11 protein-coding genes and 4 pseudogenes are annotated in these 11,821 nt (G+C 64.4%); 6 read left to right on the top strand and 9 right to left on the bottom strand.

Translation table 11 applies throughout. From position 1 onward, the window contains the following. The first annotated feature begins 5 nt into the window (after positions 1-5). Both A7X97_RS07530 and A7X97_RS07525 read left to right on the top strand, forming a co-directional pair. Positions 6-431, top strand: a complete 426-nt coding sequence (locus A7X97_RS07530; protein ID WP_005416636.1) for a VOC family protein — start codon at positions 6-8, stop codon at positions 429-431. Further along, positions 428-658, top strand: coding sequence for a hypothetical protein (locus A7X97_RS07525; protein ID WP_061478310.1), 231 nt, complete (start codon positions 428-430; stop codon positions 656-658). The genes A7X97_RS07530 and A7X97_RS07525 overlap by 4 nt, the downstream gene beginning before the upstream one ends. Positions 659-665: 7 nt before the next feature. On the opposite strand, the gene A7X97_RS07520 is transcribed toward A7X97_RS07525, so the two are convergent. The 3 genes from A7X97_RS07520 to A7X97_RS07505 form a co-directional block, all read right to left on the bottom strand. Further along, positions 666-1,361 (bottom strand): HAD family hydrolase, encoded by a 696-nt coding sequence (locus tag A7X97_RS07520; protein WP_072167105.1) that lies wholly within the window; start codon positions 1,359-1,361, stop codon positions 666-668. Positions 1,362-1,697: 336 nt separating this feature from the next. Next, positions 1,698-2,438, bottom strand: coding sequence for a DNA/RNA non-specific endonuclease (locus A7X97_RS07510; RefSeq protein ID WP_072167103.1), 741 nt, complete (start codon positions 2,436-2,438; stop codon positions 1,698-1,700). Positions 2,439-2,749: 311 nt separating this feature from the next. Beyond that, on the bottom strand, positions 2,750-3,763 hold the full coding sequence (locus A7X97_RS07505; RefSeq protein ID WP_111007752.1) for a DUF4034 domain-containing protein: 1,014 nt from the start codon (positions 3,761-3,763) through the stop codon (positions 2,750-2,752). A 159-nt stretch (positions 3,764-3,922) separates the two neighbouring features. Here A7X97_RS07505 and A7X97_RS07500 point away from each other — a divergent pair. After that, positions 3,923-5,496, top strand: a pseudogene (locus A7X97_RS07500) (S15 peptidase family protein). Between the two features lie 4 nt (positions 5,497-5,500). Here the strand turns inward: A7X97_RS07500 and A7X97_RS07495 are convergent. Beyond that, on the bottom strand, positions 5,501-6,430 hold the full coding sequence (locus A7X97_RS07495) for a DUF6708 domain-containing protein (RefSeq protein ID WP_070489131.1): 930 nt from the start codon (positions 6,428-6,430) through the stop codon (positions 5,501-5,503). 60 nt (positions 6,431-6,490) lie between these two features. After that, positions 6,491-6,787 (bottom strand): annotated as a pseudogene (locus A7X97_RS07490) (PfkB family carbohydrate kinase); the annotation flags it as partial. A 185-nt stretch (positions 6,788-6,972) separates the two neighbouring features. On the opposite strand from A7X97_RS07490, the gene A7X97_RS07485 reads away from it, so the two are divergent. After that, a complete protein-coding gene (locus A7X97_RS07485; protein WP_070489134.1) occupies positions 6,973-8,187 on the top strand; it encodes a chymotrypsin family serine protease in 1,215 nt (404 codons plus the stop codon). A 65-nt stretch (positions 8,188-8,252) separates the two neighbouring features. Here the strand turns inward: A7X97_RS07485 and A7X97_RS22305 are convergent. Continuing rightward, a pseudogene (locus A7X97_RS22305) lies at positions 8,253-8,587 on the bottom strand (LysR substrate-binding domain-containing protein); the annotation flags it as partial. Next, positions 8,526-8,852, bottom strand: a pseudogene (locus A7X97_RS22300) (arsenic transporter); the annotation flags it as partial. The pseudogenes A7X97_RS22305 and A7X97_RS22300, both read right to left, overlap by 62 nt. A gap of 66 nt (positions 8,853-8,918) precedes the next feature. Between A7X97_RS22300 and A7X97_RS07470 the strand changes: the two are divergent. Then, the gene (locus tag A7X97_RS07470; protein WP_111007751.1) at positions 8,919-9,131 is read left to right on the top strand and encodes a hypothetical protein; all 213 of its coding nucleotides are present in this window, start codon (positions 8,919-8,921) and stop codon (positions 9,129-9,131) included. Between the two features lie 106 nt (positions 9,132-9,237). After that, the gene (locus A7X97_RS22055; protein WP_227836732.1) at positions 9,238-9,795 is read left to right on the top strand and encodes a hypothetical protein; all 558 of its coding nucleotides are present in this window, start codon (positions 9,238-9,240) and stop codon (positions 9,793-9,795) included. Here the strand turns inward: A7X97_RS22055 and A7X97_RS07460 are convergent. Further along, on the bottom strand, positions 9,752-10,786 hold the full coding sequence (locus tag A7X97_RS07460) for a methionine synthase (protein ID WP_111007750.1): 1,035 nt from the start codon (positions 10,784-10,786) through the stop codon (positions 9,752-9,754). The genes A7X97_RS22055 and A7X97_RS07460 overlap by 44 nt on opposite strands. 39 nt (positions 10,787-10,825) lie before the next feature. Then, positions 10,826-11,803, bottom strand: coding sequence for a DUF1852 domain-containing protein (locus A7X97_RS07455; protein ID WP_111007749.1), 978 nt, complete (start codon positions 11,801-11,803; stop codon positions 10,826-10,828). Positions 11,804-11,821: the final 18 nt, after the last annotated feature.

Here is an 11,821-nt window from a genome sequence, read left to right as displayed (position 1 = left end):
GTCCCATGACAAACACTGTGAACACGGTCGGCCTCTATGTGCGCGACCAGGATGAAGCGCTCGCGTTCTACGTCGGCATGCTCGGTTTCGAAGTGCACACCGATGTGCGCAATGGCAGCTACCGTTGGCTGACGGTACGCAGCCCCGGCCAGGACGGATTCCAGCTGGGGCTGTTCGTTCCGGGCCCGCCCACACACGACGCGGCCACCGCGCAGGCACTGCAGCAGCTGGTGGCGAAAGGCGCAATGCCTCCGCTGGTGCTGGCCGTCGATGACTGCCGGGCACGCTATACGCAATGGCTGGCACGGGGCGTCGAGTTCACCCAGGAGCCGGTCGAACGCTATGGCGCCATCGATGCCGGATTCCGTGACCCGTCCGGCAATGGCTGGAAGATGATCGAAGCCCGATCCGAAGCGAGGCGCCGTCAATGAGCCGGGGTGGCTGGGCGCGGCCCGTGCATCGCTGGACCTCGATCGTCTTCACCCTGGCGGTGATCGCCAATTTCGCAGCTCGCGGGCTGGGGCAGGGCGAGCCGGCAGCGTGGATCACCTATTCGCCGCTGCCGCCATTGTTCCTGCAGCTGTTCACTGGCCTGTACCTGTTCGTGCTGCATTACACCGGGAAACGCCGCAGCGCCACGCTGGGCGCTGCAGGCTGAGGCCGCCTCAGGCTGCAGCGTCGGCGGCGTAGGCCGCCAGCAATGCCGGCAGCTGGTCCATGCGCTGGAAGATCACCTTCGCACCCGCAGCGCGCAGGGCCTCCGGCGTGCTGTGGTGCGGGCCGCCCTCGCTGAAGCCAAACACGGTTGCACCCGCCGCGACGCCGGCGGTCGCGCCGGTCACGGTGTCTTCAATGACCGCGCAGCGCTTCGGATCCACACCCAGCGCGGCAGCGGCCGCCAGGTAGACGTCCGGGTGCGGCTTGGTGTTCGGCATGTCCTGGCCGCTATAGACGTGGTCGCCGAAGGCATCGAGGATGCCGACCTTGCCCAGCTGCAGTTTCACCTTGATCAGGTCGGCACCGGACGCGCAGGCAATGCGGCCACCGGTCGCTGCGGCGATCGCACGCACGGCCTCGGGCGCCCCCCGGATCGGCTCCAGATCCCGTTCCAGCGCCCGGTTGCGCTGCTGGCGGAACTCCTCCAGCCATTCCTCGGTGAACGGCTTGCCGGTGCGCTCTGCGATCAGCCCGGCCAGATGGGCCACGGATTGGCCCAGGAAGACCTCGCCGGCCTGCGCCGGGGTCAGCGGCCAGCCGCGTGCGGTCAGCATTTCCGAGAGCACGCGGGCGACCAGCGGCTCGGAATCGACCAGTACGCCGTCGCAGTCGAACAGCACGGCATCGAAGGGGAGACGGGACATCAACTACTCCGGGAACAGCCAAAGGGGCGAGGCGCCCGCCATTTTCCCATAGCGGGACGGGCAGGGCACGCTGGCCACAGGAACGCTAGACTGCCGGGCCACCCCACCCAGCGCTTGCACGGGAATACCCCTTGAACCGAGTGCGATCCCGGGCCCGGCACCATCGCCTCATCAGTGCCGGCATCGCCGGCGCGGTGACGCTGGCCGGCAGCTGCCTGCTCCCCGTCCTGCTTGTCGTTGCCACCGTCGCAGGCGCCGCAGTGCAGTTCCTGGTTGCCAGAGTGCTGGCGTCACGATGGCTGCGCGTGCAGGTATCGTGATTCCTCTGCCTGCCGATCAGCCCAGGTCACACCCTGCAGGCTGTGGCCAGGTGCTGGCCGGCAGCATGTTCTTCAGCGAGGTCGGTGCGTTGATCGCCACATAGCTGGCGCCCAGCAGCTCCTCCAGATCGGCAATCGTCACCAGATAGTTGTCCAGGCTGCCCAGGTTGGCCTCGTTGGGAATGATCCAGCTGATCGCCTTGGCGGTTCCGGTGTTCGGGTCACGGGTGATGATCGTCTTCCAGAAGAACTCCGGGGTCGGGATGCCATGGCTGGCCAGGAAGTAATCGTTGGCGGCGTCGCCGTAGACCACACCACCGTAGACGTCCACCGGTGCGATGTCGCGGTAGCACTCGGCCACGTTTTCGGCCTTCACCCAGATGCCCTGGTTGAAGCTGGACACCTGCGGGACGATGTTGGTCATGTAGTTGGCGCGGCGGATGTAGGTCGCGTCGTAGTCCATGTGGTTGGACGTGACCAGGTGGCCACGGTCGTAGCCGGATCTGATGCTGGCGTAGGACGCGGTGCTGGTCTGGCCCAGGCAACCGGCCGGCAGGTCCGGGTCCTTGTAGAAGCTGGACGGCCGTGCGGCCGAACCGGTATCGGCAGTAAGCGTGTACTCGTAGCGGGTGGCGCTGTGGATGCTGCAGTCGTAGGTCAGCACGAAGCCGCCCTTGTTGAGGGTGACCACCTGGGCCTGTGCAGCACCGGCAAAAGCACTGAGTACGAAAGCAAAGACAAAGCTTGCAAGGCGCATTTCGATTCTCCAGCAGAAGATTCAGGGCGCAGCCGCCCGTCACGACCTGGCCGGGGCGAGGTCATGCGGAGATGCTGCGGAGACGGATGCTGCGGATTGCGGTGGAGCCTGGCCGCGTTGTTGGGCCATCAGCCCTGCGGTGTCATAAGCGTCACAAGCTGGCGCCTTGTGGTCAATGACGAAAGGGCGAAGCTGTGATCATGCGCAAGCACTGGTGATATGTCAGATCACGCGGCGCGTGGATGACACGCGCGCGTGCTAGGCGCCCGGCAGGCCTGCCGGCTGCGCTCCTGGGCCTGCGGCGGCGGGCGCTACTGGAATGTTTCCTGTTCTTCGTCCGGCGCCAGGCATGCGGCCTTGCTTTGCTCGGTCGAGTGCGCAATGGCCGCCTCGTCGAAACCGGCGCGGCTCAACCACAAACGATTCCAGCGGACCAGTGCGTCGCCGTCGCGTGCCAGGCAGGCATAGCGGACGATCGATTCCAGGTTGTCGATGGTCGGGTACTGCTGGGCGATTTCGTCCAGCCCCTGGCGCATCAGCGGCCAATCGGGCTTCGCTGCGCGGAAGTGATCGGGCGAATATTCGGTGGCCGACCAGTACAGCCGTGCGTAGCGCATGGCCCGCTTCTTCTTCGGTGCACTGGCCATCGAGTGCCGCGCGAAGGCTTCCATCTTCTGCGCGCTGCCACCCCAGGCCGGCGTGAAGTACTCCATGGCAATGAGGTGCAGTGGTTCGTAGTCGGGGAAGGCCTTCGCTGCGCGATCAACGAGCGCCAGCATTTCGTCGTCATCCGCGCTTTCGCGCAGCGCGATCAGCACGTTCATCTCGTGCCAGAACGGGTCGCCGCCGGCAACATCCTCATGCGATTGCAGGTAGGCCCGCGAAACCGCGTTGTACTCATGGAACTGTGCCCAGTCGTCGGCGTTGACGGTGTTGGCGTAACCGTTGCCGCGGTAGCTCCAGGCCAGGTTGAGTGGAATCCGTGCGGTGATCAGGTGGGCCGCCGCGGACTTCGGCGCGTGCTGAACCCAGCGCGCCGCCCATGCAGACCAGTCGTTCCAGGCTTGAACCTCCTGCCGCGACGTGCCGATTGCACGCGACATGCAGATGTAGAAACGGCCGAGCCGGGATTGGCCGGCGGCGTTGAGCTCGCCCTTGCGGAAACGCGCGGCCATCGCATCAAGTGCCGCAAAGTCGTCGTTGGCCATCAGCCGCGCAATCTCCGCGCAGTCGTTGGCCGGTCCGGGGGCATCTACCGCCAACACTGAAGGGGCGAACAGACAGGCGACGCTGGAGAGCGTGCCTGCGACGAGCATCCTGTGCATCGGGGGCGTCCTTGCTTTGATGGGAGACTGCGGAGGGCCCGCAGTGCCTTGAAGCATAGCAAGGCGCGCTTTGCGGCATGTTGCGTCGCAAGGTGCCAGCCACCATTCGCACTGGTACGGTCCGATCCGTTGCACCACCACCGACGGGGAGAGACAACGATGCGCAAGGTTCTGCTGCTGTTGATCCTGCTGACCGGGCTGGCGCCCACGGCCCTGGCGGCCACGGTCAAGACCACCCATCGCACCATCCCCAGCTGGGATGGCACGCCCCTCGGGGCCTTCGTCATCGAACCCCAGGATGCCGGCAGTGGCCGCTATCCGCTGCTGGTGATGCCCAGCAGCTGGGCAGTGCCCAGCGTGGAGTACGTGGGCGCGGCACAGTCGCTGGCGCAGCGCGGCTATGTGGTCATCAGCTACAGCTCGCGCGGCTTCTGGGAGTCCGGCGGCAGCATCGACATCGCCGGGCCCGCCACGGTCGAAGATGTCAGTGCCCTGATCGACTGGGCGCTGGCCAACACCCGGGCCGATCCGGCCAGCATTGGTGTCTCTGGCATCTCCTACGGGGCCGGCCCCAGCCTGCTGGCGGCGGCACGCGATCCGCGCATCAAGGCCGTTGCTGCGCTGAGCGGCTGGGCCGACCTGCAGGCGTCGCTCTACAGCCATGACACGCCCAGCGCACAGGGCATCGCCCTGCTGGTGGCAGCCGGCCTGGCCACTGGCCGCCCCGGGGCGGAGCTGGCCACCATCAACGGCAATGTGCTGGTCGGCAACTACCAGGGGGCGGTGGACTCGCTGCTGCCGGTAGCGGCACAGCGCAGCCCGGCCAGCAGCCTTGATGAGATCAATGCCAACCAACCCGCGGTATTCCTCGCCAACGCCTTCAACGACAGCCTGTTCCCGCCGGGCCAGCTGGTCGACTTCTTTACCCGCCTGAAGGGACCCAAGCAGTTGCAGCTGCGCCATGGCGACCACGCCCTCAACGAAGCCTTCGGTGCGCTCGGCATTCCCAATGAAGTCTATGCCGCGGTGGGCGACTGGTTCGACCACTACCTCAAGGGCGTGGCCAATGGCATCGACCGCCAGCCGGCGGTGCAGTTGAAGTCGCAGAAGGGCAGCTGGAGCCGTTATCCGGACTGGCAGGCCACCTCTACCGGCGCCGTAAGCTACAGGCTGACCGCGCCGACCGGGTTTCTGCTGCCCACCGGAGGGCTGGCCGAGAGCGGTGGCGGCACCGGTTGGAACTACCGGATCGGCAGCGGCCTGCTGACCGCCGCCAACTCCGGCGTGGTGATGGCGTCCGGCGCGCTGCAGATGTTCAACCTGCCGCCCGGCGCCTATGTGCCGTTCGTTGGCCGCAACGCCGCAGGCGTCTGGCAAGGCCCGATCTACTGGAGTGCACGCCGCTGGATGGCGCACCGGAAGTGCGGTTGACGGTGACGCCCACGCGCGCCAACACCACGCTGTATGCCTACCTGTATGCCGAGGATATGCTGGGCAACGGCCAGCTGATCAGCCACAAGCCGTACACCCTGCGCGGTGCCACGCCCGGCCAGCCGAGAACCATCGATCTTCGCCTGGAAGCCAGCAGCTGGAACCTCCCGACCGGCAGCCGGCTGACCCTGGTGGTCGATACCGTGGACCTGCGCTATGCGGGCATCAGCCAGCTGGGCGGTGCGGTGACCTTCAGCTCGCCAGCCAACGCGCCTTCGGTGCTGAAGGTGCCTTTGCATTGATGGGTCAGCGCAGGTCCGGTGGATTCATCGAAGCGTCGCGGACACAGGGATCACCGGCGTCCGGTGTCAGGCACGCCTCGATGTCCGGTGGAAACCGCGGAATCCTGCTGGTCTGCATCACCACCCAGCGCATGATCGTGTGCAGGTAGTTGAGTGGCAGCATCGTGAGCCACATGAAACCCGGGAGCTGCGCGTCTTCGGCGAAGATGCGCTCCTTGCCGGACGCGAAGCTCTCGCGCTTGCCGTCCAGCGGCATGCAGTAGTGCACCGCGTCCACGACGGCTGCCGGTCCTTCTTCCATGTAGCGCCGCAGGAACTCCCAGTGGGCATGCGCGTTCTCGATGCGGGAGGTCGCGATGCAGAACGCGAACGTCTCCCGTACTGTCACGCCATCCGCGTCTAGGATCAGTCCGCGGACATCCCAGTTGTACCATCCGAAGGTTCCGGTTCCGCGGCCAAGCGTGAAATACACCCGGTCCCAGGGCGCGCTGAGGGTGGTGCCATCCAGCCGGAACACGTGTATCTGCCGATGCTTGCGATCAAGCGCGATCGGATAGTAGGTCCAACGGAACAGCTCGAGGCAAGCTACCCATATGCTCGCTGCAGTGAAGACGGCCAGCATCGCCATGCCTATGAATATCGCCTCCCACAGGCCGTTTTGGTTCGGTAGCCTGTTCACGACCAGCAACCAGAGCAGCATCAGCATGCCGCCCAGCCCGAAGGCAATGCCGATCGCGCCCAGCAGGGCTGCAAAGCCACGTGCGGCGAACCAGCGATCCACCGAAACCAGGCAGTTCGAATTCATCTTCACCACGCACAGCTGCGCCAGCGGCGCGACATCCAGTCGCTTCTTCCGCAGCAGGCGGTGCTCACGATCAAACGCATTCAGCGGGCGGTTGTTGGGAAATTTGCGCGTGTATCCGGTGTAATCCATGGGCGATCCCTGCGCGATTCCAGCGCCCGTTGGATTCTAGCGGGATTATCCTGGGGGAGATCAGCGACGAACGTCGAACTGGTCGCTCTCCATCAGCGCCCGGACTTCAGCTTCGCGGGCAGGGCTGAAGTCGCCGGGAATGGCGTGCTTCAACGCGCCCGCAGCCAGTCCGAAGCGCACGGTGCTTTCTGCGTCCAGCCCGGACAGCAATCCGTGCACGATGCCGGCGGCAAAGGCATCGCCACCGCCGATGCGATCAACGATGCCGGGCAGCGGCCTCGGAGGAGCCTGCGCGCGGGTTCCATCGCGTCCCAGCAGCAGCGCACCGAGCACGTGATGGTCGGCGCTGATTACCTGGCTGTTTCTGAAGAACTACCAGCGCCAAGCTTGATCTGGCGCGACGCACACCTGCGTTGAAGCGCGCAATGCATCACGAAACGGTGAATGGCCCTCCTGCCCCGCCGAGCGCAAAGAGGTTTCCTGCTACCTTCGGCCGTGGAGCCGGCACTGGCTCCTGAACTCATTCCATGGAGGAAACCTAGATGTCGCTAGCATCAGTTCTGCTTGTTCTCGCGTCAGCTCAGAGTCTCGCGGTCATGCCGGCAGGCCAGGCATTTTCGGAGAAGGAATCGGATATCGCTGCCAAGGCCTACATGAGTGCGAACGGCGTGTCACTCGACACCGCCAAGCGCAGGCTGGAAGTTGAATCCGAGCTACCTTCGGTCATCGCCGAACTGAAACGGCGATACAGTGATCGGCTCGCATTTGTTTCGATCGAAAACATGCCCGATCAACACCTCGTTGTTGGACTGAAGGGAAACATGATGGAGGCGGTCCGGCACTTCAGAGTGAGCGACTCATCCATCAGGGTCGAGTTCGAGGAGGGGTATCCGTACACGGAGAAGGAGTTCTCCGAAACCATGCATAGAGTCGTTCCACTTGTGGTCGAACTCATACCTGATGCAGTGAGTGTGGACGGCCGCCCCGAGCTGGGCATGATTGACGTTTCGGTTCGTGGAGCCGATGCAAAATCGTATGAAGCGGCCAAGCGCAAGATTGAAGAGGCTGCGAAGCTGAAGGTCAACATCATCCTTGGGAGGGATCCCTTCCGCAATTCGGCGTACACCGCCGGTGGGGCGATCCTGACTGCCAATGGCAGGATGTGCACAAGCGGCCTTGCGGTTCGGCACAAGCTGACCAAGGTAAAAGGGCTCCTTACGGCAGCGCACTGCGATGATCAGTTGCTTTACAGCAATTACGGTCATGAGGTTGGTGGCCCGCAGGTCATGATGCCACTGACATTCCAGGACGCGCTCTTCGACGGTAGTCACGATGTTCAATGGCACTCGCTTCCTGCTGGAAATACACCGCTCCAGGAAGTGTTCGCAGAATTGAAGGGTGAGTACCAGACGAAGGCATTGATACTGATCCATGCGGACCTTCCACTGCATGGCCTCCTTTGCTTCCGAGGGGCTCGCACCGGCTTCAGTTGCGGAACCGTCACATCGGTGCAGCACGCCCCGTTGGGCGTATGTGGCGCTGCAGTCTGTGCACCCACTTGGGGAAGAGTGGAAGGCTCCGAACTTGCATGCGCGTCCGGTGACAGCGGCGCCGCCGTCTTCAACAAGAGCGGCTCAGGCTACGGGATCGTAAAATCCGCTGAGAATCCCAGTGATTCAATCGAGAAGGGAAGCTGCAAGGCGTTGACCGTCATGCCCTTCGGCAAGGTTGCCGATCTGAATCTCGACCCGGTATGAGGCACCGGGACCGAGGAAGCCTTCAGTAGGCGCCGCAGGGAATTGCTGCGGGCAGGAGAGGTGGCGCGCTCTGCCGTGGGCGAGAGCAGGGCACCACGGCGGCGGACTATGCCGATCGTGCGCGACACTACCGGGTTGCCGATCGCGCGTGTCACCAGGGTGGGGTGATCCCCGTCCGGCGTGGCCATCTTCGGCAGCGCTGACACGCCGATGCCGGCCTCGACCATGCCCAATGAGTCGACAGATGGGCCACTTCGTAGTGCCAGCTGAGCTTGAGGCTCTCACGCGCCAACGCACCATTCAGCAGCGTGCGGTTGCCGCTTGTGCGGTGCACGGTGATCAACTGGCGCTTGGCCAGATCCGCCCATTCCACCTTGCGCTTGCGTGCCAGGGAATGATTGTGCCGGGTCGAACAGGCCTTCGCGCCGGGCCAGCCCGGCCAGCCCGGCCAGCATCATCATGCCGATCAGGAACAGATAGACATCGCGACCCTCGGCCACCGCGTGCAAGGTCGTGCCGAACGGCACCGTTCCCAGCAGTGGAAGCAGAAGAGCAGCCCCCAGTGCCCACACGTACTCCGGAATGCGGAATGGCCGGAACAGCAGGCCGAGGGTCGCCACGGTCACGGCCGCCCAGATGAGGAAAGAGGAACAGGAAGCGAGCATCGGGCGGGGTGTCGCACCTCCCCGCATAAGGTGGGAGCCATTCAGGGCGTTGCGGTGGACTCAACGATGTTCGACTACCAGGGCTGGACCTTCAAGGCCAATGGCCGAACCCGGGTGGCCCGGGTGGAACTGGATGGCGACGGCGACGGCACCATCAACCGTTACCGGTTGACCCTCGGGCCCGCCCAGTCCGGGCTGTGCATCAAGGTGGCCTCGCAGGAGGAAGCCGCCAAGAGGCTCGAAACCGAGGTGGAGAAACTGCTCGGCCCAGAGTGGTAAAGAGGGGAGTGGTAAAGAGGGCTTCACTGCGGCAGAAGCGTTGTGAGGTTGCCAGCGCCACTCCGCAATCTCAGTCCATGCGACGGCCGACCGTATTCTTACGGCCATGCATTCGCCCTCCAGCGCTCCCGATTTCATGATAGCCCGCCGGCCCTCGGGCTGGGTGCAGAGCGGCGAGCGCTGGGATCTGTGGTGGAACGGCCGTTCGGTGGCCAGTATCGTGCCGCATGCCGCGCTCGGGTTCCGTCTGTACCTGGACGCACGCAAGATGTCACAGGTCAAGGTCGTGTCCGCCACCAGCACCCGTCAGGCCAAGCGCTACGCCGAGCGCTGGTGTGCTGCACGGCTCTGCCCGCAGTTGCCTCTGCGCGATGCGGTGGCGCGATTGGTGGATGCCGGTACTCCACCGCCTCCGGCGCTCACGCGGGAACAGCGGCAGCAGGCCCGGCGCCTGGCCGAAGCCGGGGCAGGGGAGATGGGGCGGATCAAGGAAGCGCTGGCGCCACGGCCGCGCATGACGGCCGCCAGGCCCGAGGTGCAGGGGCGAGGTGGAGCCTGGTCTGTACCAGGCCAGGTTCCATCCTCCCCGCGCCGAAACGGGAACACATCCCCAGCCAGGGCTACGCCGAAAGCTCCTCACGTACGATCCTCGCCCCCGCGCTGAGTGCGCGCAGCTTGCCCCTGGCCACGTCGCGCGCCAACGGCGCCATGCCACAGTTGGTGCTCGGGTAGAGCTTGTCGGCGTCCACGAACTGCAGCGCCCTGCGCAGCGTGTTGGCCACATCCTCCGCCGATTCCACCGTGTTGGAGGCCACGTCGATGGCGCCCACCATCACTTTCTTGCCACGCACCAGCTCGATCAGGTCGATCGGTACGTGCGAGTTGTGGCATTCCAGCGAGATGATGTCGAGGTTGGAGGTCTGCAGCTTGGGGAACGACTCTTCATACTGTCGCCATTCCGATCCCAGCGTCTGCTTCCAGTCGGTGTTGGCCTTGATGCCGTAGCCGTAGCAGATGTGCACGGCGGTCTCGCACTTCAGCCCTTCGATCGCACGCTCCAGCGCGGCCACGCCCCAATCGTTCACTTCGTCGAAGAACACATTGAAGGCCGGCTCATCGAACTGGATGATGTCAACGCCGGCGGCCTCCAGCTCCTTCGCTTCCTCGTTGAGGATCTTCGCGAACTCCCAGGCCAGCTTTTCGCGGCTCTTGTAGTGCGCGTCGTACAGCGTGTCGATCATCGTCATCGGGCCGGGCAGCGCCCACTTGATCGGCTGCGTGGTCTGCTGGCGCAGGAACTTCGCATCCTCCACGAACACCGGCTTCGGACGGCTCACTGCGCCGACCACGGTCGGCACGCTGGCATCGTAGCGGTTGCGGATGCGCACGGTTTCGCGCTTCTCGAAGTCGACGCCGCTGAGATGCTCGATGAAGGTAGTGACGAAGTGCTGGCGGGTCTGCTCGCCGTCACTGACGATATCAATGCCGGCATGCTGCTGTTCCTGCAGGGACAGGCGCAGGGCGTCCTGCATGCCCTCGATCAGGCTTTCGTCCTGCAGCTTCCAGGGTGACCAGAGCTTCTCGGGCTCGGCCAGCCAGGAGGGTTTGGGCAGGCTGCCTGCGGTGGAGGTGGGGAGCAGCGTCTTCGTCGGCATCGTGTGGTGTGTCCTGGGGGCGAATGGGAAATCGATGGATCAGCGGGCGGCCCACTGCTCAAGCACGGCGCGGTACGGCTTGATGAAGTGTTCTTCGGTGAACCGGCCCTGCTTGACGGCCAGCTGGCTGCGCTCTTCGCGGTCGTAGACGATGCGGGTGGAGGAGTAATCCTGGTGCTTCAGGCTGGGCTGGTAGACCTTGCCGGCCACGGAGTTGGCGTTGTAGATCTCCGGGCGGTAGATCTTCTGGAAAGCTTCCATCGTGCTGATGGTGCCGATCAGTTCCAGGTTCGAGTAGTCTCCCAGCAGGTCGCCCTGGAAGTAGAAGGCAAGCGGCGCCACGCTGCCCGGTGGCATGAAGTAGCGCACCTGCAGGCCCATCTTGTCGAAATACTGGTCAGTGGGGGAGGACTCGCCCTGGCGGTATTCCACGCCCAGGATCGGATGGTGGTTCTCGGTGCGGTGGTAGGTCCTGCTGCTGGAAACACTGATGCAGATCACCGGCCCCTTGCTGAAGTTGGCGCGGTAGGCGTCCGAGCGCAGGAAGTGCTGGAACAGCTTGCCATGCAGGTCGCCAAAGCCCTCCGGAAGGCCGAAGGTGTCCTTGCCTTCGTTGCTGGCCGGAAGAACCACGCTGAAGTCGTAGTCACGGACATAGGACGAGAAGTTGTTGCCGACGATGCCTTCGGTGCGTGCGCCGGTGTGCGTGTCGACGATGGTCGGGCGCAGCACTTCTATCAAGGGAAAGGGGTCGCTGCCCGCGTTGCCATCGATGTGCATCTCCACCGAGATGATGTCCAGCTCGACCGCGTAGCGATCGGCGCTTGGGTTGTCCCAATGCGCCAGATCATTGAAGCGGTTGTTGATCATGCGGATGGTGTTGCGCAGGTTTTCCTGCCGGGACGCGCCGCGCGCCAGGTTGGCGAAGTTGGTGGTGATGCGCGTGCCTTCGGCCGGCTGGTAGTCCTCGTTGAACGGGATGCGCGTGATGCTGAAGGTGAAAGCGTCGTTCGTCATGGGCGGCGTTCCGTTTGC

The organism is Stenotrophomonas sepilia (assembly GCF_003244875.1).
In the GTDB taxonomy this organism is placed as follows: domain Bacteria; phylum Pseudomonadota; class Gammaproteobacteria; order Xanthomonadales; family Xanthomonadaceae; genus Stenotrophomonas; species Stenotrophomonas sepilia.
The sequence above is the reverse complement of the archived record's forward strand: the minus strand, read 5'-3'. Positions and strand labels throughout refer to the sequence as shown.

Coding starts and splice junctions, on each gene's coding strand:
- A7X97_RS07460 (WP_111007750.1), bottom strand. CDS start 10,786: ATGCCGACGAAGACGCTGCTCCCCACCTCCACCGCAGGCAGCCTGCCC.
- A7X97_RS07525 (WP_061478310.1), top strand. CDS start 428: ATGAGCCGGGGTGGCTGGGCGCGGCCCGTGCATCGCTGGACCTCGATC.
- A7X97_RS07495 (WP_070489131.1), bottom strand. CDS start 6,430: ATGGATTACACCGGATACACGCGCAAATTTCCCAACAACCGCCCGCTG.
- A7X97_RS07455 (WP_111007749.1), bottom strand. CDS start 11,803: ATGACGAACGACGCTTTCACCTTCAGCATCACGCGCATCCCGTTCAAC.
- A7X97_RS07505 (WP_111007752.1), bottom strand. CDS start 3,763: ATGCACAGGATGCTCGTCGCAGGCACGCTCTCCAGCGTCGCCTGTCTG.
- A7X97_RS07510 (WP_072167103.1), bottom strand. CDS start 2,438: ATGCGCCTTGCAAGCTTTGTCTTTGCTTTCGTACTCAGTGCTTTTGCC.
- A7X97_RS07530 (WP_005416636.1), top strand. CDS start 6: ATGACAAACACTGTGAACACGGTCGGCCTCTATGTGCGCGACCAGGAT.
- A7X97_RS07485 (WP_070489134.1), top strand. CDS start 6,973: ATGTCGCTAGCATCAGTTCTGCTTGTTCTCGCGTCAGCTCAGAGTCTC.
- A7X97_RS07520 (WP_072167105.1), bottom strand. CDS start 1,361: ATGTCCCGTCTCCCCTTCGATGCCGTGCTGTTCGACTGCGACGGCGTA.
- A7X97_RS22055 (WP_227836732.1), top strand. CDS start 9,238: ATGCATTCGCCCTCCAGCGCTCCCGATTTCATGATAGCCCGCCGGCCC.
- A7X97_RS07470 (WP_111007751.1), top strand. CDS start 8,919: ATGTTCGACTACCAGGGCTGGACCTTCAAGGCCAATGGCCGAACCCGG.